The sequence below is a fragment of the Aestuariivivens sp. NBU2969 genome (assembly GCF_019931125.1).
In the GTDB taxonomy this organism is placed as follows: Bacteria; Bacteroidota; Bacteroidia; order Flavobacteriales; family Flavobacteriaceae; genus Aestuariivivens; species Aestuariivivens marinum.
On record NZ_JAIOUU010000009.1, the window covers coordinates 98,688 to 121,900 of the forward strand.

The window sequence follows — 23,213 nt, forward strand, 5'->3', positions numbered from 1 at the left end:
TAACCAAAATAAATATGAAATCCCATTTTACGTTTACCAAACAACAAAGGAATGGGATTTTTTTATTGGTACTACTTATTGTAATAGTTCAGGTAAGTTATGTTTTTATTGATTTGCCTTCTGAAGCTGTTTCTTTTAATGAAGATGCCTATGAAACCTATACTAAAGAAATAGATTCTTTGAGACAAGCTGAAATAGTATTACAGCAACCAAGGATATTTCCTTTTAACCCCAATTACATAACCGATTATAAAGGGGCTACTTTAGGAATGAGTAATGAGGAAATAGATCGGTTATTGGTTTTTAGAAAACAAGACCAATGGATTAATTCTGCCAAACAATTTCAGGAGATTACCAAAGTATCCGATTCTTTATTGGATGCTATTTCTCCTTATTTTAAATTTCCGGATTGGGTAACTAACCCTAAGCTAAGTAATATTATTAATGAGAGTTATGGTAACAAGTCAAAAACCTATGCCCAAAAATTGGATTTAAACATAGCAACGGTACAACAATTACAAAAGGTTAATGGTGTTGGTGAGGTACTTTCAGATCGAATTGTTAAGTTCAGGAATAAGTTTGTTGGTGGTTTTATTGCCGATGTACAATTAGAAGATGTTTATGGCCTGTCCCCAGAGGTTATTGAACGTATCACCAACCATTTTACGGTTAAAACACCAAGACGCATCGAAAAAATTAATTTAAAAACTGCAACTGTAGCTCAATTGGTTACAGTGCAGCATATCGATTATGATTTGGCTTCAGAGATTATAGAAACGAGAACCTTAAGAGATGGCTTTCAGTCGTTAGACGAGTTGAAAAAAGTAAAAGATTTCCCGGTAAATAAATTAGAGATAATTAAATTATATTTGTCGCTCGAAAATTAGAATAAATGAATAAGTACTTTACCGAAGAACATCACCTCTTTAGAAAGAGTCTACAGGATTTTTTAAAGAAAGAAGTTGTTCCGCATATTGAATCTTGGGAAAAAACTGGAACTATTGACCGGTTTATTTGGAAAAAGTTTGGAGATATGGGCTTCTTAGGTATTAGTTATCCAGAGGCCTATGGTGGATTGAATCTGGGCCTATTCTATATGGTTATCCTATTGGAGGAACTTCAAAAAATAAACTCAGCTGGTTTTGCTGCGACAATTTGGGCGCATGTATATTTGGCAATGACACATCTCAATGCACAGGGCAACAAAACCATCAAGCAAAATTATCTTACATCCAGTATAACCGGAGATAAAATAGGCTGCTTGTGCATTACCGAGCCTTTTGGAGGGAGTGACGTAGCGGGTATGCGAACTACAGCTGTTAAAGAGGGCGACTATTATATAATTAACGGCTCTAAGACTTTTATCACCAATGGAGTTTATAGTGATTATTTAGTTGTTGCAGCTAAGACGAAACCCGAATTGGGCAATAAAGGATTGAGCATGTTTGTAATCGATAGGGAAACCAAAGGAGTGTCTGCTACAAAGTTGGATAAATTGGGTTGGCGTGCTTCTGATACTGGTGAAATTGCATTTGATAATGTAAAAATACCTGCGACTAACATTCTAGGTGAAGAAAATAAAGGTTTTGGGTATATTGTACAACATTTTTCACTTGAGCGTTTGGTTATGGGGATAAATGCCCATGCCCGTGCAGAATATGCTTTGGATTATGCCTTAAAATATATGTCTGAACGCAAAGCTTTTGGAAAAACTATTGATCAATTTCAAGCATTACGTCATAATGTAGCTGATTTATACGCCGATATTGAACTGTGTAAAAACTATAATTATATGGTGGCCTCAAGGCTGGATAAAGGAGAGTATGTTGTAAAAGAAGCGACTATATCCAAATTAAAGTCGACAAAGATGGCCGACGAGGTTATTTACCAATGCCTCCAATTTTTAGGTGGTTATGGTTATATGGAAAATTATCCAATGGCGCGATTGTTGAGAGATAGTAGGTTGGGGCCTATAGGGGGTGGTACTTCAGAAATACTTCGTGAGATTTTAGCTAAGATTGTAATTGACAAAAAAGAGTACAAGCCAGCTACTTAAGTTTAAAAAATAAGAATTAATGAGATGGGTAGGATTTAGCATTAAAATAATTCTTAAACTTTTAATTGTTCATTATTTTTTATTAATTATATTTGCATCCACAAAATCTAAAAGAGAGGAGGTTAAGACACTATGTTAATAATACCAATTAAAGAAGGAGAAAATATAGATAGAGCGTTAAAGCGTTTTAAGCGTAAGTTCGACAGAACTGGTGTTAAGCGTCAATTACAGATACGCAAGCAATTTACAAAGCCTTCAGTTGAGCGTAGGGCACAAATACAAAAAGCGCAGTACATTCAAAGTTTAAGGGACGCTGAAGAAATTTAACGTATACGTATACTACAATTATATATTATCCCGCTGTATGCGGGATTTTTTTTGTCCTAAATTTTTATGATGAATTAGTTTTAGAAACTAGTTTTTTATAACTTTAAACTTCAAACTACACAAACCTTGAACTTTCTAAAGCCTTTTAAAGATTACTTGTTGTTGGAAAAAAACTATTCAGCTTTGACTGTAAAGGCATACACTAAGGATATTGAATGTTTTTCAGAATTTATTGAGATAGAGTTTGGTTACAGTGATATCAATCAGATTAATTATGGTCAAATTAGAAATTGGATAGTATCATTGGTTGAAAAAAATATCTCAAATAGAAGTATAAACAGAAAAATTTCTTCACTAAACACCTATTGTAAATTCCTATTAAAAATAGGTGAGTTGGAAGTAAATCCCTTAGCCAAACATAGGGCCTTAAAAATGCAGAAGAAAGTACAGGTGCCCTTTTCGGAAACCGAAATTAATACGGTTTTGGACAACTTGATTTTTGATTCCAGTTTTGAAGGCTTTAGGGACAAATTAATTCTTGTGTTATTTTACTCAACTGGAATCCGTAGGATAGAATTGATTAATTTAAAACTTAGTAATGTTAATTTTCATAATAAAACATTAAAGGTTTTAGGTAAAAGAAACAAAGAGCGTATTGTGCCTTTGTTGGATTTTACCTTACAAACCATGCGCGAATATTTAGCATTTAGAGAGGACCTGCTAAAAATAGTAGATAAAGAGCATTTATTTTTGACTAAAAAAGGAGTAAAAATTTATGAAACGCTTGTGTACAGAATAATAAATAATTATTTTAGTAAAGCATCTTCTAAAGTAAAAAAGAGTCCGCACATATTACGGCACTCTTTTGCGACCCATTTATTAAACCAAGGTGCTGATCTAAATGCTGTTAAAGAACTTCTTGGACATTCTAGTTTAGCTGCGACTCAAGTGTACACTCATAATAGCATTTCAGAGTTGAAAAAAGTACATGTAAAAGCGCACCCAAGAAGTAAAAAATAGTATTCATTATTATTGTCTAACCAAAAAAAGTAGTAATATGAAAGTAAACACGCAATCGGTAAATTTTAATGCTGACAAAAAATTGTTGGATTTTATTCAAAAGCGAATGGATAAGTTAGAATTGTTTTATGATAAAGTTATACAATCTGATGTGTATTTAAAGGTAGAAAACACAAGTGACAAGGAGAATAAAATATTTGAAGCAAAGGTTAGTGTTCCTGGTGATAGTTTTGTGGTAAAAAAGCAATGCAAAACTTTTGAGGAAGGAGCCGATATGGCAGTATCATCGTTAGAAAGACAGCTTATAAAGCGAAAAGAAAAATTAAGGGCGCATTCCTAACAAATATTTTAAAAAAAATGTTTTGAATAAAAAAATAAATATATACATTTGCAGTCCGTTAGAAATAGCGGGCTTTTTTTGTGAAAAAAAAGTAGGTAAAAGCCTCCATAGCTCAGCTGGCTAGAGCAGCTGATTTGTAATCAGCAGGTCGTGGGTTCGAGTCCCTCTGGAGGCTCTTTAATTTCTTTAAGAAAGGGATTTTAAAGTTGATAATTTGGAATATGTTCTTTTAAATACTGGAATTTTAAACAAATAGGGAAGATACTCAAGCGGCCAACGAGGACAGACTGTAAATCTGTTGGTTTTCACCTTCGCAGGTTCGAATCCTGCTCTTCCCACTTATAATTTCTAATAAGGATTTGTCAAAAGTTCACTTTTGTAAAGTTGCGTTTAGAAATTATTTAGATTGGGTCGCCAATCTAGGATCATTGAGCGAAGCGAGATAATCCTATAATAAAACCAAGCAGGTTTGTGCTTGCTAAATTGCGGGAGTAGCTCAGTTGGTAGAGCGTCAGCCTTCCAAGCTGAATGTCGCCGGTTCGAACCCGGTCTCCCGCTCTAAAATTTACGAGTTACGATATACGAGTTACAATCGTAAATCTAAAATCGGCAATCGTAAATGAAACGCCGGTGTAGCTCAGGGGTAGAGCGTTTCCTTGGTAAGGAAGAGGTCACGGGTTCAAATCCCGTCATTGGCTCTGTTTTAAAAAACATTTAGAAATACACTAATATTATTATATAACTAAGATTAAATTATTTTAACATGGCAAAAGGAACTTTTGATCGTTCAAAACCACACTTAAATATAGGTACAATTGGACACGTAGATCACGGTAAAACAACTTTAACAGCTGCTATTACTAAAGTATTGGCAGACGCAGGTTTATCAGAAGCAAGGTCGTTTGATCAAATTGATAACGCTCCTGAAGAAAAAGAAAGAGGTATTACAATTAACACGTCTCACGTAGAATACCAAACTGCGAATCGTCACTATGCACACGTTGACTGTCCAGGTCACGCCGATTACGTTAAGAACATGGTAACTGGTGCAGCACAAATGGATGGTGCTATTTTGGTTGTTGCTGCTACTGATGGTCCTATGCCACAAACTCGTGAGCACATCCTTTTAGGTCGTCAAGTTGGTATTCCTCGTATCGTTGTTTTCTTAAACAAAGTTGATATGGTGGACGATGAAGAGCTTTTAGAGCTTGTTGATATGGAAGTTAGAGATTTACTAAACTTCTATGAATATGATGGAGATAACGGTCCTGTTATTTCTGGTTCTGCTTTAGGTGCACTTAACGGTGAGCAAAAATGGGTAGATACAGTAATGGAATTAATGGAAGCTTGTGATACTTGGATTGAAGAGCCAGAAAGAGATATGGATAAGCCTTTCTTAATGCCTATCGAAGACGTATTCTCTATTACTGGTCGTGGTACTGTTGCAACTGGTAGAATTGAAACTGGTGTAGCTAATACTGGAGATCCAGTAGAAATTATTGGTATGGGTGCAGGGAAGTTAACTTCAACTATCACTGGTATTGAGATGTTCCGTCAAATATTGGATAGAGGTGAAGCAGGTGATAACGCTGGTATTTTATTAAGAGGTATCGATAAAAACCAAATCTCTAGAGGTATGGTTATTACCAAGCCAGGTTCTGTAACACCACACAAACAATTCAAAGCTGAGGTTTATATCCTTAAGAAAGAAGAAGGTGGTCGTCACACACCATTCCATAATAACTACCGTCCACAGTTCTATGTGCGTACAACTGACGTAACTGGAAACATTTCTCTTCCAGATGGTGTTGAAATGGTAATGCCAGGTGATAACTTAACAATTACTGTAGACTTAATTCAACCAATTGCAATGAACGTAGGTTTACGTTTCGCTATCCGTGAAGGTGGTAGAACAGTTGGTGCTGGTCAGGTAACTGAAATTTTAGACTAATACAATACTAGTTTATAAATAAAGACTCAAGGTATCCGCCAAAGGCGGATGCCTTTTGACTTATAATTACGGGTTTAGCTCAGTTGGTAGAGCACTGGTCTCCAAAACCAGGTGTCGGGAGTTCGAGTCTCTCAACCCGTGCTAAACAAGAGACAATAAATTATCTCATTAAGTACACTTGAAAAGTGTTTAAAAGATTAAACGAATGGCTGGAGTAATAAATTACATTAAGGAATCATTTGAAGAGTTAAAAAATAATGTGACATGGACACCTTGGGCAGAAGCTCAAAGACTAACAGTTCTTGTGGCTGTTTTTTCAATTATTTTTTCACTAGCTATTTGGGGTGTAGATACAGTTTTTAGCAAAGTTATTACACTTTACTTTGATTTGATTAACTAACGGCTAAAACGGAATTATGTCTGAAGTAAGTGAAAAAAAATGGTATGTAGTTAGGGCTGTAAGTGGTCAGGAAAACAAAATTAAAACCTATATCGAGAACGAAATTACGCGATTAGGTTTGCAGGATTATGTTGATCAGGTTTTAGTGCCTACCGAAAAAGTAATACAAATCCGTAATGGAAAAAAAATTAGTAAAGAAAAGGTTTTTTTCCCAGGATATATTATGATACAGGCCAATTTATCTGGTGAGATTCCCCATATTATAAGATCTGTAACTAATGTTATTGGTTTTTTAGGTGAAACAAAAGGGGGTGACCCTGTACCGTTAAGACAGTCTGAGGTTAACAGAATGTTAGGTAAGGTGGATGAACTTTCGGTTGAGGAAACAGCAAATGTTGCTATACCATTTACTAAAGGAGAAACAGTAAAAGTAATCGATGGGCCTTTCAATGGGTTTGATGGTACTATAGAAAAGATAAATGAAGAAAAGCGTAAACTAGAGGTAATGGTTAAGATTTTTGGAAGAAAAACACCATTAGAGCTAAGTTATATGCAAGTTGAAAAAGTATAATAATTGTTACATTATATATTAGGTATAAATCTTACGCTTCCAAAAATTAAGAGCTATACCGACTTAAATTATTAAAAATGGCAAAAGAATTAAGTAAAGTAGTTAAGTTACAAGTTCGGGGAGGTGCTGCGAATCCGTCGCCACCGGTTGGACCCGCTTTAGGTGCTGCTGGAGTAAACATTATGGAGTTCTGTAAGCAATTTAACGCGAGAACCCAGGATAAGCCAGGTAAGGTATTACCTGTTGTTATCTCTGTTTACAAAGACAAGTCGTTCGACTTTGTTATTAAAACACCTCCAGCTGCAGTACAATTATTAGAAGCGGCCAAAGTAAAGAAAGGTTCAGGAGAACCAAACCGAAAGAAAGTAGCTAAAGTTTCGTGGGATCAAATCAAGACCATAGCTGAAGACAAAATGCAGGATTTAAATGCATTTACTGTTGAATCTGCTATGAAAATGGTTGCTGGTACCGCAAGATCAATGGGTATAACCGTAACAGGGCAGTTCCCTTCTTAATCTATTAAAGACATTAAAAATGGCAAGATTAACAAGAAAGCAAAAAGAAGCTTTAGCAAAAATAGAAAAGGGCAGATTATATTCATTAGATGAAGCATCTGCTTTAGTGAAAGATATTACCAATACAAAATTTGATGCATCGGTAGATATTGCTGTTCGATTAGGTGTAGATCCAAGAAAAGCAAATCAAATGGTGAGAGGTGTTGTATCGCTTCCTCACGGTACTGGTAAAGACATGAAAGTTTTAGCATTAGTTACTCCAGACAAAGAAGCAGAAGCAAAAGAAGCTGGTGCGGACTATGTTGGTTTAGATGAATACCTTGATAAAATTAAAGGTGGTTGGACCGATGTAGATGTTATTATTACTATGCCGAGTGTTATGGGTAAGTTAGGACCATTAGGACGTATTTTAGGACCTCGTGGTTTAATGCCTAACCCGAAAACGGGTACAGTAACTATGGATGTTGCTAAAGCTGTTAGTGAGGTAAAAGCTGGTAAAATTGACTTTAAAGTTGATAAAACCGGTATCGTTCATGCTGCAATTGGTAAGGCATCATTTAGTGCCGATAAAATTGCTGGTAATGCACACGAATTAATCCATACATTAATAAAATTGAAACCAACTGCTGCTAAAGGTACTTATGTTAAGAGCATTTTCTTATCTAGTACAATGAGTCCTAGTGTTGCAGTAGATCCAAAAATTGGTTAATTATAGTTAAAAACTTTTATTATGACAAGAGAAGAAAAATCACAAGTAATTGAAGACTTAACTGCGCAATTAGCCGAGAACCCAAATATCTATTTAACAGATATTTCTGGATTAAATGCAGGAACGACTTCAGATTTAAGACGTGCTTGTTTTAAAGCAAACATTAAACTAGCGGTTGTTAAGAACACATTGCTTGCAAAAGCCATGGAAGCTTCAGACAAGGAGTTTGGGGAACTTCCTACAGTATTAAAAGGTAATACTTCGGTAATGTATTCTGAAACTGGTAATGCACCAGCAAAGGTTATTAAGACCTTCAGAAAGAAATCTGAAAAACCTTTATTAAAAGGTGCTTTTATTGAAGAGGCTATTTACATTGGTGATGATCAATTAGATACTCTTGTAGACATTAAGTCTAGAGAAGAATTGATAGGAGATATTATTACATTATTACAATCTCCAGCCAAAAATGTGGTTTCAGCACTTCAATCAAGTGGAGGAAAACTTGCTGGTATTATTAAAACCCTATCCGAAAAAGAAGGATAGTAATAACAAAGTACGCACTTTATTACAATTATATTAAAATTAAAAATTTATTAAAACGATAGAAAAATGGCAGATTTAAAAGATTTCGCAGAACAATTAGTTAACTTAACAGTAAAAGAAGTAAACGAGTTAGCTACTATATTAAAAGATGAGTATGGTATAGAGCCTGCTGCTGCAGCTGTAGCAGTTGCTGCTGGCCCTGCTGCTGGTGGAGACGATGCTGGTGAAGCTCAAACTGAGTTTGACGTAATATTAAAAGCAGCTGGTGCTTCTAAATTAGCAGTTGTAAAATTAGTTAAGGAATTAACTGGTTTAGGCTTAAAAGAAGCTAAAGAATTAGTTGACAGTGCACCTAGCGCAATTAAAGAAGGTGTTTCTAAAGATGAAGCTGAAGGTTTAAAATCTTCTTTAGAAGAAGCAGGAGCTGAGGTTGAGCTTAAGTAAGCTTAAAACCCAAACAATACAAAGGTTTAGGTCTGTCCCGCTAATGCGGGATAAGTCCTAAACCATTTTGCGTATATAATAATATACCCAAATAGGCACTTAATAGCACATTGATTTTAGCATTGCTATTTAGTCCGTTTTACTAGTGTTTATAGGCACTATCACTATTTTTTTAATCAAAATTTCGTCCATTGATGTTGTCAACACAAGCTGAAAGATTAAATTTCTCTTCTATTGTAAATAGAACAGAATATCCAGATTTCTTGGATATTCAGATTAAGTCCTTCCAGGATTTTTTCCAATTAGAAACTAAATCTGAAGAAAGAGGTGATGAAGGGTTGTATAATACCTTCATGGAAAACTTTCCAATTACAGATTCACGTAATCAATTCGTATTAGAATTTTTAGATTATTTCGTAGATCCACCAAGATATACTATTGAAGAATGTATTGAGAGGGGATTAACTTATAGCGTTCCGCTTAAGGCTAGGTTAAAGTTGTATTGTACGGACCCTGAACATGAAGATTTCGAGACCATTGTTCAAGATGTATACTTAGGGACCATACCTTACATGACACCTAGTGGTACATTTGTTATTAATGGAGCCGAGCGTGTAGTTGTTTCCCAATTACACCGTTCACCAGGGGTGTTCTTTGGTCAATCGTTCCATGCGAATGGAACCAAGTTATACTCTGCAAGGGTTATACCGTTTAAAGGGTCTTGGATAGAGTTTGCTACAGACATCAACCAGGTAATGTATGCATACATCGATAGAAAGAAAAAATTACCTGTAACAACTCTTTTCCGTGCTATTGGTTTTGAGCGTGATAAGGATATCCTAGAAATTTTTGATTTAGCTGAAGAAGTTAAGGTTTCTAAAACTGGATTAAAGAAATATTTAGGGCGCAAGCTTGCAGCACGTGTACTTAATACATGGCATGAAGATTTTGTTGATGAAGATACAGGAGAAGTTGTTTCTATCGAACGTAACGAAATTGTGTTGGATCGTGATACCGTTTTAGATAAAGAAAATATTGAAGAAATTCTTGATGCTGAAGTAAAAACAATCCTTTTACACAAGGAAACTTCAGAGCAAGGCGATTATGCTATAATTCATAACACACTTCAAAAGGATCCAACGAATTCCGAAAAGGAAGCAGTTGAACATATTTACCGTCAGTTACGTAATGCAGAGCCACCAGATGAAGAAACGGCTCGTGGTATTATTGATAAATTATTCTTTAGTGACCAACGTTATTCTTTAGGCGAAGTTGGTCGTTACAGAATGAATAAAAAATTAGGTCTTGATATAGGAATGGATAAGCAAGTGCTTACCAAGGAAGATATCATTACCATCATAAAATATTTAATTGAGCTAATCAATTCTAAGGCAGAGATTGATGATATTGATCATTTATCAAACCGTCGTGTACGAACAGTAGGTGAGCAATTATCACAACAATTTGGTGTTGGTTTAGCGCGTATGGCACGTACCATTCGTGAGCGTATGAACGTTCGTGATAATGAGGTGTTTACACCTATCGATTTAATTAACGCCAAGACCTTATCGTCTGTAATCAATTCATTCTTTGGTACAAACCAGTTGTCTCAGTTTATGGATCAAACCAATCCATTGGCAGAGATAACCCATAAGCGTCGTTTATCTGCTTTAGGACCAGGTGGTCTTTCCCGTGAAAGAGCTGGTTTTGAGGTGCGTGATGTTCACTACACACACTATGGTCGTTTATGTCCTATTGAAACACCTGAAGGACCAAACATTGGATTGATCTCTTCACTTGCTGTATATGCTAAGGTGAATTCCATGGGATTCATAGAAACGCCTTACCGCCCTGTTGAAAATGGGGTTGTTGATATCAAAGGAGCTCCTGTATATTTAAGTGCAGAAGAAGAAGAAGAAAAATTGATTGCTCAGGCAACAGTAAAGGTAGATGATATTGGAAAGATATTGCATGATAAGGTAATTTCTAGAATGGAGGGTGATTTTCCTGTTACCGAACCAGATAATGTACATTATACCGATGTAGCACCTAATCAAATAGCTTCTATTTCGGCATCTTTAATTCCGTTCTTGGAACATGATGATGCAAACCGTGCTTTGATGGGATCGAACATGATGCGTCAGGCCGTACCATTATTATTACCGCAATCACCAATTGTTGGTACCGGTTTAGAGCGTCAAGTAGCATCAGACTCTAGGGTATTGATTAATGCTGAAGGAAATGGAGAGGTGCTTTATGTAGATGCAAACGAAATAAAAATTAAATACGAACGCTCAGAAGATGAAGCTAAGGTAAGTTTCGATAGTGATATTAAAACTTACGAATTGGTGAAGTTCAGAAAAACAAACCAAGGGACTTCTATTAACTTAAAGCCAATTGTGGTTAAAGGTGATAAGGTAACTAAAGGTCAAGTGTTGTGTGAAGGATATGCAACACAAAGTGGTGAGTTGGCACTTGGAAGAAATATGAAAGTAGCCTTTATGCCTTGGAAAGGTTATAACTTCGAGGATGCGATTGTGATTTCTGAAAAGGTTGTTCGTGAGGATATATTTACCTCAATACATATTGACGAATATTCGTTAGAGGTAAGGGATACTAAACTTGGTAATGAAGAACTTACCAACGATATTCCAAATGTTTCAGAAGAAGCCACAAAGGATTTAGATGAAAATGGAATGATTCGTGTTGGTGCAGAAGTAAAACCAGGCGATATCCTTATTGGTAAAATTACACCAAAAGGGGAAAGCGACCCAACACCAGAAGAAAAGTTATTACGTGCAATATTTGGTGATAAGGCAGGAGATGTAAAAGATGCCTCTTTAAAAGCGTCTCCATCATTAAATGGTGTTGTAATCGATAAAAAGTTATTTGCCAGAGCCGTTAAAGATAAGAGAAAACGTGCTCAGGACAAAGACGATATATTACAATTAGAAGGTGTTTACGATGCTAAGTTTGATGATTTAAAGAACGTTTTAATCGATAAACTTTTTGCTATAGTAAATGGCAAAACGGCTCAAGGTGTATACAACGATTTAGGTGAAGAAGTATTGCCAAAAGGTAAAAAATTCACACTTAAAATGTTAAACGCTGTTGATGATTATGCACACTTAGTGTCAGGAAAATGGACTACAGATGATCATACTAATCAGTTAGTAGCCGATTTACTGCATAACTATAAGATAAAGGAAAACGATTTGCAAGGAGCTTTGCGTCGTGAGAAGTTTACCATTTCTGTAGGTGATGAGTTACCAGCTGGAATCATCAAGTTGGCTAAAGTTTATATTGCTAAAAAACGTAAGCTTAAAGTAGGAGATAAAATGGCCGGACGTCACGGAAACAAAGGTATTGTAGCTCGTATTGTACGTGAAGAGGATATGCCATTCTTGGAAGACGGAACGCCTGTTGATATTGTACTGAATCCACTTGGTGTACCGTCACGTATGAACATTGGTCAGATTTATGAAACCGTTCTTGGATGGGCAGGACAAAAATTAGGACGTAAATTTGCGACCCCAATTTTTGACGGAGCAACCATCGATCAGATTAATGAATTGACTGATGAAGCTGGTATTCCACGTTACGGTCATACACATTTATATGATGGTGGTACTGGTGAACGTTTTGACCAAGCAGCGACAGTGGGCGTTATCTACATGTTGAAGTTAGGACATATGGTAGACGATAAGATGCATGCACGTTCTATAGGACCTTACTCATTAATTACACAACAGCCTCTAGGTGGTAAAGCACAATTTGGTGGTCAACGTTTTGGTGAGATGGAAGTTTGGGCACTTGAAGCTTATGGTGCTTCAAGTACTTTACGTGAGATTTTAACCGTAAAATCAGATGATGTAATTGGAAGGGCAAAAACATACGAAAGTATTGTAAAAGGTGAACCAATGCCAGATCCAGGACTACCTGAGTCATTCAACGTATTGATGCACGAATTGAAAGGCCTAGGGTTAGATATTAGATTAGAGGAGTAGTTAATTAAAAATCATTTCAACCATATATTATGGCAAGAAAACAAGATAAGAACGCAGTAAAGAGGTTTAACAAAATCTCCATTGGTTTGGCTTCACCAGAGTCTATTTTAGCAGAGTCTAATGGTGAGGTTTTAAAGCCAGAAACTATCAATTATCGCACGCACAAACCAGAACGCGATGGTTTGTTTTGCGAGCGTATTTTTGGTCCGGTAAAGGATTATGAATGTGCCTGTGGAAAATATAAGCGTATTCGCTATAAGGGTATTGTTTGTGACCGTTGTGGTGTAGAGGTTACTGAAAAGAAAGTACGTCGTGATCGCGTAGGACACATTAACTTAGTGGTTCCTGTGGCTCATATTTGGTATTTCCGTTCGTTACCTAACAAAATAGGTTATTTGTTAGGCTTACCATCTAAGAAATTAGATATGATTATATACTACGAACGTTACGTAGTTATTCAACCAGGTATAGCTAAAAATGAAGAAGGGGAACCATTGCAAAAAATGGATTTCCTAACGGAAGAAGAATATTTAAACATTCTTGAATCATTACCGCAGGATAATCAGTATTTAGACGATAACGATCCTAATAAGTTCTTGGCTAAAATGGGAGCCGAATGTTTAATAGAGTTGTTGGCAAGAATCGATTTAGAATCTTTGTCATACGAATTACGCCATAAAGCCAATACTGAAACGTCTAAACAACGTAAAACAGAAGCTTTAAAACGTTTGCAGGTGGTTGAAGCTTTACGTGAAGCTAACAACAATCGTGAAAATCGTCCAGAGTGGATGATTATGAAAGTTATTCCGGTAATTCCACCTGAATTACGTCCGTTAGTACCTTTAGATGGAGGTCGTTTCGCTACGTCCGATTTGAACGACTTATACAGAAGGGTAATTATCCGTAATAACCGTTTGAAACGTTTGGTGGAAATCAAAGCTCCAGAAGTAATCTTACGTAACGAAAAACGTATGTTGCAGGAATCTGTAGATTCGTTATTCGATAATACACGTAAGTCTTCAGCTGTAAAAACTGATTCTAACAGACCATTAAAATCTTTATCCGATTCCCTTAAAGGTAAACAAGGCCGTTTTCGTCAAAACCTTTTAGGTAAACGTGTTGATTATTCTGCACGTTCGGTAATTGTTGTAGGGCCAGAATTAAAATTATATGAGTGTGGATTGCCAAAGAATATGGCAGCAGAGCTTTATAAGCCTTTCGTCATCAGAAAATTAATTGAAAGAGGTATTGTTAAGACTGTTAAATCTGCAAAGAAAATTATAGACAAAAGAGAGCCAGTGGTTTGGGATATCTTGGAAAATGTGCTTAAAGGCCATCCAGTATTGCTAAACCGTGCTCCTACCTTACACCGTTTGGGTATTCAAGCTTTCCAACCAAAATTAATTGAGGGGAAAGCTATTCAGTTACATCCATTGGTATGTACCGCATTTAATGCGGATTTTGATGGTGACCAAATGGCTGTACATTTACCGTTAGGACCAGAAGCTATTTTAGAGTGTCAGTTATTAATGTTGGCATCACATAATATCCTTAACCCAGCAAATGGTTCCCCAGTTACGGTACCATCTCAGGACATGGTTCTTGGGTTGTATTATATGACCAAAGAGCGTAAGTCTACACCAGATAATCCAATTAAAGGAGAAGGATTAACATTTTATTCTCCAGAGGAAGTAGAAATTGCGTTCAACGAAAAGAAAGTTCACCTAAATGCAGGTATTAAGGTAAGAACATTGGATATTAACCAAGATGGTAAGTTAGAGCCAATGATTATTGAAACTACTGTTGGCCGTGTGTTGTTTAACCAACATGTGCCTCAGGCAGCGGGTTACATCAATCAGGTATTGACTAAAAAATCGTTACGTGATATTATTGGGGATATCCTTAAAGTGACTTCAGTTCCTGAAACAGCTGATTTCTTGGATGCGATTAGAACTTTAGGATTCCAGTTTGCATTCCAAGGCGGTTTATCATTTAGTTTGGGAGATATTATCATTCCACCAGAAAAACAAAACATGATAGTCAGTGCTAACCAGCAAGTAGATGGTATTATGGCCAACTATAATATGGGACTGATTACAAATAATGAACGTTATAATCAGGTTATTGATATATGGACTTCTACCAATGCAGAGTTGACTGAGTTGTCCATGAAGCGTATTCGTGAGGATCAACAAGGGTTTAATTCGGTATTCATGATGCTTGACTCTGGAGCTCGTGGATCTAAAGAACAGATTCGTCAGCTTACCGGTATGCGTGGATTGATGGCCAAGCCTAAAAAATCAAACGCTGGTGGAGGAGAGATTATTGAAAACCCGATTCTTTCTAACTTTAAGGAAGGGCTTTCTATTTTAGAATATTTTATTTCTACCCACGGTGCGCGTAAAGGTCTTGCGGATACAGCTCTTAAAACTGCTGATGCGGGTTACTTAACAAGACGTTTGGTTGATGTATCTCAAGATGTTATTATTAATTCTGAAGACTGTGGAACCTTAAGGGGTGTTGAAGTAGAACCATTAAAGAAAAACGACGAAGTTGTTGAAACACTGGAAGAAAGAATAGTAGGTCGTGTGTCTTTAAATGATGTATATAATCCATTAACGGATGAGTTGTTAGTAGCATCTGGTCAGTTAATTGAAGATGATATTGCTAAAGCGATTGAAGAATCTCCAATAGAAAGTATTGAGGTACGTTCTGCACTTACCTGTGAAGCCTTGCAAGGAATTTGTGCGAAGTGTTATGGTCGTAACCTAGCTACAGGTAAAATGGTACAGCGTGGTGAAGCTGTTGGTGTTGTTGCAGCACAATCTATTGGTGAACCTGGTACACAGTTAACATTGCGTACCTTCCACGTGGGGGGTATTGCAGGTAACATTTCAGAAGAAAATAAATTGGCCGTTAAGTTTGATGGTATTGCAGAAATTGAAGACCTAAAAACGGTAAAAGGTAAGGACGCTGAAGGTAATGAAATAGATATCGTTATTTCACGTACTTCTGAAATTAAGTTAATCGATAAGAAAACAGGTATTACATTAAGTACTAATAACATACCTTATGGTTCAACATTATACATAAATAGTGGCGATGAACTTAAGAAAGGTGATGTGGTTTGTACTTGGGATCCATATAACGGTGTAATTATTTCAGAATTTGCTGGTAAAGTAAAGTATGAAAACATTGAACAAGGGGTCACTTACCAAGTTGAAATAGATGAACAAACAGGTTTCCAGGAAAAGGTGATTTCGGAATCAAGAAACAAGAAACTTATTCCAACGCTTCATGTAGAAGATGGTAAGGGAGAGGTTATCCGTTCCTACAATTTACCAGTTGGTGCCCACTTAATGATTGATGATGGTGAGAAGATTAGTGTAGGTAAGATTTTAGTAAAAATACCTCGTAAGTCGGCTAAAGCTGGCGATATTACTGGTGGTTTACCACGTGTAACAGAGTTGTTTGAAGCACGTAACCCATCTAACCCTGCAGTTGTTAGTGAGATTGATGGTGTTGTTTCTTTTGGTAAGATTAAGCGTGGTAATCGTGAGATTATCGTTGAATCTAAATTAGGTGAAGTTAAAAAATACTTGGTGAAGCTATCTAATCAGATCCTAGTTCAGGAAAATGATTATGTAAAAGCAGGTATGCCTTTATCTGATGGTTCAGTAACTCCAGACGATATACTAAATATAAAAGGACCTTCAGCAGTACAACAGTACTTAGTAAATGAAGTACAGGAAGTTTACCGATTACAAGGGGTGAAAATTAACGACAAACACTTTGAGGTTGTTGTTAGGCAAATGATGCGTAAAGTACAGATTATTGATTCAGGGGACACCTTATTCTTAGAAGATCAATTAGTACATAAATCAGATTTCATCAAGGAAAACGATGATATTTTTGGAATGAAGGTTGTTGAAAATGCTGGAGATTCTGTCAATCTTAAAGCAGGACAGATTGTTACTCCACGTCAGTTAAGGGATGAAAATTCTCTGTTACGTCGTGAAGATAAGCAACTTGCTGAGGCTAGGGATGCGCAACCAGCAACTGCAACACCTATATTACAAGGTATTACAAGAGCATCGCTTCAAACCAAATCGTTTATTTCTGCTGCGTCTTTCCAAGAAACAACAAAAGTACTTAACGAGGCTGCTGTTGCAGGTAAGGTAGATACTTTAGACGGATTGAAGGAAAATGTTATTGTTGGACATAGAATTCCGGCAGGTACAGGTATGCGTAACTATGCAAACATTATAGTAGGTTCTAAAGAGGAGTTCGAAGAAATGATGCAAGTGAAGCAAGAGTTGAATTACAACTAGAATTTTTCATTTCCGCGAAGGCGGGAATCTATCAAAATAAAGCCTTCAAGTTATTATAACCTGAAGGCTTTTATATTTAAAACTTATAGTTATGGCAAACGAAAACGATAACAAAAAACAAGGACAAATCAATATTGAGCTTGATGAGAAGGTTGCAGAGGGGACTTATTCCAATCTGGCTATTATTAATCATTCTGTTTCAGAATTTGTGATTGATTTTGTCAATATCATGCCAGGGGTTCCTAAAAATAAGGTGAAATCCCGAATTATATTAACGCCGCAACATGCCAAGCGATTGCTAAAAGCATTGGGCGATAATGTCGCACGGTTTGAAAATGATCATGGAGAAATCAAGGATTACGAGCAACCGCCTATTCCTTTGAATTTTGGACCAACAGGACAGGCTTAGCGAGAATTTTGCAAAGAAAGCTTAAAAAAGGTTGCTTGAAATGTTTCAATGAGCAACCGCCTATTCCTTTGAATTTTGGACCAACAGGACAGGCTTAGTTGGATTTTTGTAAAAAACATTTAAAAGGGGTTGCTTAAAATGTAATTTTTAACAGCTTCCTATTCCTTTATTATTTAGACTATTAAACTCTAAGTATAATAGAATGAAAAAATCCTTTGAAGAAACTCATTCAAAGGATTTTTTAATATTCAAAACTTGTTATCGAATTTAAACTGCTTGCTTTTCTTCTTTTTTAAGATAATACTGTAAGGCACCAGAAGGGCATCTTTTAATTTGTTGTATTATTCTTTTGGTTTCCGTATTATCTAAATTTACCCAAGGAATAACAGTGTTGCTAAAAACATCTGAAAGTTCTTTTGAACATTTTCCGGAAAGCGTACAAATACATGGGTCGTAGGTTACAGTAATCTCATTATTACTAAATTCTCGGTCATTTACTTCTTTCATGGCTCAATCATTTTGGGGTTATGATTCTTTATTAAAGTTAAAGAATAGGTCATTTAAGGGTTAAAAAACTGGATTAAAAGTTGAAAAAATACGATTAACAGATAAATTACAGGCAGTATTTAATTAAACTCAGATGTGAAATGGAATTTAATACTGGGGTATTTTTGTTGGGTCATTTGCAACGAAAATGCCGAATCAGCCAAGAATACCAATTGGTTTTGTTTGTCCTTGGCTAAATAGCGTTGTTTTACTCTAATAAACTCTTTATATTCTTCATTCTTTTCATCTTCAGCATCCACCCAACAAGCTTTATGAACATTTAAATTTTCATAAGTACACTTGGCACCATATTCGTGTTCCAAACGATATTGAATGACTTCATACTGTAATGCTCCAACAGTACCAATTACTTTTCTGCCATTAAGTTCCAGAGTAAACAATTGGGCAACACCTTCATCCATTAACTGGTCAATTCCTTTATAAAGTTGTTTCGATTTTAGAGGATCAGCATTATTTATGTATCTGAAGTGTTCAGGTGAGAAACTTGGTATTCCTCTGTAATTTATAGTTTCTCCTTCAGTAAGGGTGTCGCCAATTTTAAAGTTTCCAGTATCATGTAAACCAACAATATCACCTGGATAAGATACATCTACAATTTCTTTCTTTTCAGCAAAAAAAGCATTTGGGCTGGAAAATTTCATTTTTTTGTTGTTTCTAACATGTAAGTAGGGCTTATTACGCTCAAACTTGCCGGAAACAATTTTTACAAAGGCCAATCGGTCTCTGTGGTTAGGATCCATATTGGCGTGTATTTTAAAAACAAAGCCACTAAACTTATTTTCGTCTGGTTTTACCAAACGTTCTTCACTTTGCTTAGCCCTTGGTTTAGGGGCAATTTCAACAAAGCAGTCCAATAATTCCCTTACGCCAAAATTATTTAATGCCGAACCAAAAAAGACAGGTTGTAAATCACCAATCAAATATGCTTCTTTGTCAAACTTTGGGTATATCCCTTCAACCAACTCTAGATTTTCACGTAAAGTATCAGCCGATATTTCTCCAATTAGTTTATCTAATGTTTGAGATTGTAAATCTGAAATCTCAACGGTTTCTTCTATATTTTTACGACTGTCACCGCTAAAGAGATTAACATTTTTTTCCCATATATTATAGATTCCCTTAAAGTCGTAACCCATACCTATTGGAAAACTTAATGGGCAAACGGTTAAGCCCAGTTTTTGTTCCACTTCATCAAGTAGGTCGAAAGCATCTTTTCCTTCCCGATCCAATTTGTTAATAAAGACAATCATAGGAATGTTACGCATACGGCATACTTCCACCAACTTTTCGGTTTGTTCCTCAACCCCTTTGGCTACATCAATAACCACAATAACACTATCTACAGCAGTAAGCGTTCTAAATGTATCTTCGGCAAAATCTTTATGTCCAGGTGTATCTAAAATATTTACTTTGGTGCCATTATATTCAAAGGCCAATACAGAAGTAGCTACCGATATACCTCTTTGGCGCTCAATTTCCATAAAATCGCTGGTAGCGCCTTTTTTTATTTTATTACTTTTTACAGCGCCTGCTTCTTGTATTGCACCACCAAAAAGCAACAATTTTTCGGTTAATGTTGTTTTACCAGCATCGGGATGAGATATAATACCAAAGGTGCGTCTGCGATGTATCTCTTTTAAAAAAGACATATATTAAAAATTTCAGCAAATATATTAATCATTTCAACAAAAGATGCCGCATTCCGTGTCTTATATTATATTAAAAGTAATATTATTTACTATAGTCCATAAGTTTTAGGATGGTCTTAATTCCTGAAATAAAATTGTGTATAACATGTTTAAAAAAAAATAATGAAACAAAATATCATTCCATCTATATTTCTATTTTTAAAGAACACTTATAGGTTTCATAATTATGATAACAACTAGGTTAAGCCCTCACTTAACACTTCGTTTTAAAAAGTATTTAAGTCAAAATACATTTGAAAACTCAAATAAAGAGATAAGCTTTGTTTTTAAGAACATTATTTGCACGGTTGTTTTTTTAATATCAGGTATAGTATTATCCCAGACAATGGGAGATTATCGTTCAGTAGGCGATGGGGATTGGACAGATCCCAATAATTGGGAGTATTACGATGGGAACAATTGGGTTCAAACGACCGAGTATCCTGGTCAACCGGGAGGAAACCCAACCAATGATGTTTCGATAGTAGGTGGTCATACCATTATTTTAAGTTCAGATATTCTTGAACCAATGAACTCAGTTATCATTGGAGATGCTGATCCCCTAAATGGTTTAGAGAGAATTGAATTAGTTGCAGATGCCTTTTTAAATACCTTGATATTATTTGCAAATGATGGAGGTGTCATGGACTGGGAGAATTCTGTAGACCTTATTTTACCGGCAGGGGCTGCTTTTATTGTGGCTTTGGATGATCCCGATGACCCTAATGATGTAGGTGGCTTTTTAGATAATAGTATCCCTTGTAGTTCTTCGAAAAGATTGCGAATTGGTGATGCTATTTTTGCCTCCTGCAATGGTGAAGGAGGAGGGCAGGATGATCCATTTAGCTTTGCAGATTTAATGGCCAATGGCGGCAGTATTTATGTAGCGCCATCTTCTAATTCGCCGATATGCGAAGGAGAAGACCTAAATCTAATGGCAAATCCCTCTGGAACTGGAGCAACCGATCCTACAAATATATTTGTCTGGACGGGTACAGGACCGGGAGGATATACCTTTAATAGCACAGACCAAGATCCTGTAGTAAGTGGATTAGAGGTAGGAACCTATACTTATGAAGTTACAATCACGCATCAAATTGTTTTTACATTTACGGCTTCGATTGAAGTTGTTGTGAATCCCTTACCTACTGCTATAGCGTCCAATAGTAGTCCAGTTTGCCCAAATACGGATATTACTTTGAATGAAACTGGTGGTGATGCTGTTTCTTGGTTTTGGACTACAAATAGTTCTTCTGCAACTATTGTTGATGCAACATCGCAAATGCCAATAGTAACTGGTGCAGTAAACGGTGATATATTTACGGTAGAAATAACTGATAGCAATGGTTGCGTTATTACAGATACTACCACAGTTACAGTAGAAGACTTAATAGACCCAGTGCCAGGTTGCCCATCGGATATATTTCAGGGAACGGATGCCACAGGTTGTAATGCAGTAGTTACATGGACTGAGCCAACGGCTTCAGACAACTGTGGTGAAACGAGTTTTACTAGTACTCATAGTCCAGGAGACACTTTTCCTTTGGGAACCACGACTGTAACGTACACAGCCACCGATGCAGGTGGCAATACCTCCTCATGTAGTTTTGATATTACAATTACCGATGATGATGCTCCTATGATATCAGGATGTCCATCGGACATTACCGTTAGCAATGACACAGATTCCTGTGATGCGGTAGTGACTTGGACTGCTCCGACGGGAGCGGATAACTGTCCTGGATTTACCGTGACCAGCACGCATAACCCTGGAGACATTTTCCCGGTGGGTACCACCACGGTGACCTATACTGTAACAGATGCATCGAATAATACAGCGCAATGCAGTTTTGATGTAACGGTCAATGACACTCAGTTACCCACGATAGTTTGTCCATCGGACATTACCGTTAGCAATGACACAGATTCCTGTGATGCGGTAGTGACTTGGACTGCTCCGACGGGAGCGGATAACTGTCCTGGATTTACCGTGACCAGCACGCATAACCCTGGAGACATTTTCCCGGTGGGTACCACCACGGTGACCTATACTGTAACAGATGCATCGAATAATACAGCGCAATGCAGTTTTGATGTAACGGTCAATGACACTCAGTTACCCACGATAGTTTGTCCATCAAATATTACTGTTGCTTGCACCCCCAATGGTGCGGTACCGTCTGGAACTGGTGTTGCTACTGCAACCGACAACTGTACAGCTGCTAATGATATATTTATTGATTATTCTGATGTAATCGCACCTGGAGTTGGAAATAATGCTCAAGTTACAAGAACTTGGACGGCTACTGATAGTAGTGGAAATACTTCTTCTTGTACTCAAATAATTAATATAGTTGATAATGTTGAACCAGAAATAACCTGTCCAATTGATATTACTATTGAATGCGATGAAGATAATTCTCCTACTAATACTGGTATTGCCACAGCCACAGATAATTGTGCACCAGTTGGGACCATCACAATAGATTATACAGATGTTTTAATTCCTGGAGTTGGAAATAATTTTACAATTTCAAGAACTTGGACAGCTATCGATCAAAATGATAATGAATCTTCCTGTGTGCAGATTATAACGGTAGTTGATACTACTGCACCAGATATAACGTGTCCTACTAATATTACTCAGTCTACTGATTTAGGATTATGTGAAGCTACAGTACCAGTTCCTGCTCCTTTAACGAGTGACAATTGTGGGGTAGTTACATTTACAAATGATTTTAATGGTACTTCTGATGCTAGTGATGTATATCCAATAGGAGATACATTGGTAACGTGGACAGCGACTGATACTAATGGAAACACGAATACTTGTGTTATGACAATAACCGTAACGGATGATGAATCACCAAGTATTTCTTGTCCAGATGACCAGAGTGTAAGCTCTGATGCTAACTGTCAATTTACGGTTCTAGATTATACAGGATTAGTTACGACTTCAGATAATTGTGACACAGATGTAACAGTTACACAAAGTCCGGTTGCCGGTACGGTAGTGTTTGGTACTACAATTGTTACTTTAACAGCAACGGATGATAAAGGAAACACTTCTGAATGTGCATTCCAATTAATAGTGAATGACACGACCCCACCGGTTATCACCTGTCCATCGGATCTTACCATAGCGTGTGATGCGGACAGCACTCCTTCTAGTACGGGCAGTGCCACAGCGACGGACAACTGTGATGGTTCCCCGGTTATCACCTTTGTAGATGTGGTAGCAGCAGGTACGGGCAACAATTCCGTGATCACCAGGACCTGGACGGCTACCGATGCCAATAACAATAGTTCATCCTGTGACCAGGTCATTACCATTG

Annotated in this window: 18 protein-coding genes and 5 tRNA genes; 21 read left to right on the forward strand and 2 right to left on the reverse strand. The window is 36.7% G+C overall.

Going from position 1 to position 23,213, the window contains the following annotated elements:
* Window positions 1-14: 14 nt before the first annotated feature.
* The 20 genes from K7G79_RS08545 (at window position 15) to K7G79_RS08640 (ending at window position 17,623) form a co-directional block, all read left to right on the forward strand.
* Window positions 15-887: a ComEA family DNA-binding protein gene (locus K7G79_RS08545; protein WP_223551037.1), complete on the forward strand. Its 873-nt coding sequence runs from the start codon at window positions 15-17 to the stop codon at window positions 885-887.
* Window positions 888-892: 5 nt separating this feature from the next.
* Window positions 893-2,056, forward strand: coding sequence for an acyl-CoA dehydrogenase family protein (locus K7G79_RS08550; protein WP_223551040.1), 1,164 nt, complete (start codon window positions 893-895; stop codon window positions 2,054-2,056).
* Window positions 2,057-2,188: 132 nt separating this feature from the next.
* Entirely contained in the window at window positions 2,189-2,383 is a 195-nt protein-coding gene (rpsU, locus tag K7G79_RS08555) for a 30S ribosomal protein S21 (RefSeq protein ID WP_223551042.1), read from the forward strand.
* A gap of 126 nt (window positions 2,384-2,509) precedes the next feature.
* Window positions 2,510-3,403: a tyrosine-type recombinase/integrase gene (locus K7G79_RS08560; protein WP_223551044.1), complete on the forward strand. Its 894-nt coding sequence runs from the start codon at window positions 2,510-2,512 to the stop codon at window positions 3,401-3,403.
* A gap of 37 nt (window positions 3,404-3,440) precedes the next feature.
* A complete protein-coding gene (gene hpf / locus K7G79_RS08565; protein ID WP_223551046.1) occupies window positions 3,441-3,743 on the forward strand; it encodes a ribosome hibernation-promoting factor, HPF/YfiA family in 303 nt (100 codons plus the stop codon).
* Window positions 3,744-3,844: 101 nt separating this feature from the next.
* A tRNA-Thr gene (locus tag K7G79_RS08570) sits at window positions 3,845-3,918 on the forward strand.
* Between the two features lie 80 nt (window positions 3,919-3,998).
* A tRNA-Tyr gene (locus K7G79_RS08575) sits at window positions 3,999-4,081 on the forward strand.
* A 147-nt stretch (window positions 4,082-4,228) separates the two neighbouring features.
* A tRNA-Gly gene (locus K7G79_RS08580) sits at window positions 4,229-4,301 on the forward strand.
* A 68-nt stretch (window positions 4,302-4,369) separates the two neighbouring features.
* Window positions 4,370-4,441 (forward strand) — tRNA-Thr (locus tag K7G79_RS08585).
* A 65-nt stretch (window positions 4,442-4,506) separates the two neighbouring features.
* The gene (tuf, locus tag K7G79_RS08590) at window positions 4,507-5,694 is read left to right on the forward strand and encodes an elongation factor Tu (protein ID WP_223551047.1); all 1,188 of its coding nucleotides are present in this window, start codon (window positions 4,507-4,509) and stop codon (window positions 5,692-5,694) included.
* Between the two features lie 68 nt (window positions 5,695-5,762).
* Window positions 5,763-5,835: transfer RNA gene (locus K7G79_RS08595), tRNA-Trp, on the forward strand.
* 64 nt (window positions 5,836-5,899) lie between these two features.
* Window positions 5,900-6,094 carry a preprotein translocase subunit SecE gene (gene secE, locus K7G79_RS08600; RefSeq protein WP_223551049.1) on the forward strand — a complete coding sequence of 65 codons (195 nt, stop codon included), beginning with the start codon at window positions 5,900-5,902 and terminating at the stop codon, window positions 6,092-6,094.
* A 16-nt stretch (window positions 6,095-6,110) separates the two neighbouring features.
* A complete protein-coding gene (nusG, locus tag K7G79_RS08605; protein ID WP_223551051.1) occupies window positions 6,111-6,665 on the forward strand; it encodes a transcription termination/antitermination protein NusG in 555 nt (184 codons plus the stop codon).
* A 77-nt stretch (window positions 6,666-6,742) separates the two neighbouring features.
* Window positions 6,743-7,180 carry a 50S ribosomal protein L11 gene (gene rplK / locus K7G79_RS08610; protein ID WP_223551053.1) on the forward strand — a complete coding sequence of 146 codons (438 nt, stop codon included), beginning with the start codon at window positions 6,743-6,745 and terminating at the stop codon, window positions 7,178-7,180.
* A 19-nt stretch (window positions 7,181-7,199) separates the two neighbouring features.
* The gene (gene rplA, locus K7G79_RS08615; protein WP_223551055.1) at window positions 7,200-7,889 is read left to right on the forward strand and encodes a 50S ribosomal protein L1; all 690 of its coding nucleotides are present in this window, start codon (window positions 7,200-7,202) and stop codon (window positions 7,887-7,889) included.
* A 21-nt stretch (window positions 7,890-7,910) separates the two neighbouring features.
* The gene (rplJ, locus tag K7G79_RS08620) at window positions 7,911-8,432 is read left to right on the forward strand and encodes a 50S ribosomal protein L10 (RefSeq protein ID WP_223551057.1); all 522 of its coding nucleotides are present in this window, start codon (window positions 7,911-7,913) and stop codon (window positions 8,430-8,432) included.
* 66 nt (window positions 8,433-8,498) lie between these two features.
* Window positions 8,499-8,876, forward strand: coding sequence for a 50S ribosomal protein L7/L12 (gene rplL / locus K7G79_RS08625; protein WP_223551059.1), 378 nt, complete (start codon window positions 8,499-8,501; stop codon window positions 8,874-8,876).
* A gap of 194 nt (window positions 8,877-9,070) precedes the next feature.
* Window positions 9,071-12,883, forward strand: coding sequence for a DNA-directed RNA polymerase subunit beta (gene rpoB / locus K7G79_RS08630; protein WP_223551060.1), 3,813 nt, complete (start codon window positions 9,071-9,073; stop codon window positions 12,881-12,883).
* A 29-nt stretch (window positions 12,884-12,912) separates the two neighbouring features.
* Window positions 12,913-17,214 carry a DNA-directed RNA polymerase subunit beta' gene (gene rpoC / locus K7G79_RS08635; protein ID WP_223551062.1) on the forward strand — a complete coding sequence of 1,434 codons (4,302 nt, stop codon included), beginning with the start codon at window positions 12,913-12,915 and terminating at the stop codon, window positions 17,212-17,214.
* 91 nt (window positions 17,215-17,305) lie between these two features.
* Window positions 17,306-17,623 carry a DUF3467 domain-containing protein gene (locus K7G79_RS08640; protein ID WP_223551064.1) on the forward strand — a complete coding sequence of 106 codons (318 nt, stop codon included), beginning with the start codon at window positions 17,306-17,308 and terminating at the stop codon, window positions 17,621-17,623.
* A gap of 267 nt (window positions 17,624-17,890) precedes the next feature.
* Here K7G79_RS08640 and K7G79_RS08645 read toward each other — a convergent pair whose 3' ends face one another.
* Together K7G79_RS08645 and K7G79_RS08650 are read right to left on the reverse strand one after the other, a co-directional pair.
* On the reverse strand, window positions 17,891-18,130 hold the full coding sequence (locus K7G79_RS08645; protein WP_223551066.1) for a (4Fe-4S)-binding protein: 240 nt from the start codon (window positions 18,128-18,130) through the stop codon (window positions 17,891-17,893).
* 119 nt (window positions 18,131-18,249) lie between these two features.
* Complete coding sequence (locus tag K7G79_RS08650) at window positions 18,250-19,839, reverse strand: peptide chain release factor 3 (RefSeq protein ID WP_223551068.1); 1,590 nt, start codon at window positions 19,837-19,839, stop codon at window positions 18,250-18,252.
* A gap of 226 nt (window positions 19,840-20,065) precedes the next feature.
* Here K7G79_RS08650 and K7G79_RS08655 point away from each other — a divergent pair.
* Window positions 20,066-23,213 (forward strand): HYR domain-containing protein (locus tag K7G79_RS08655; protein WP_223551070.1); only part of this gene is annotated, 3,148 nt, incomplete at its 3' end.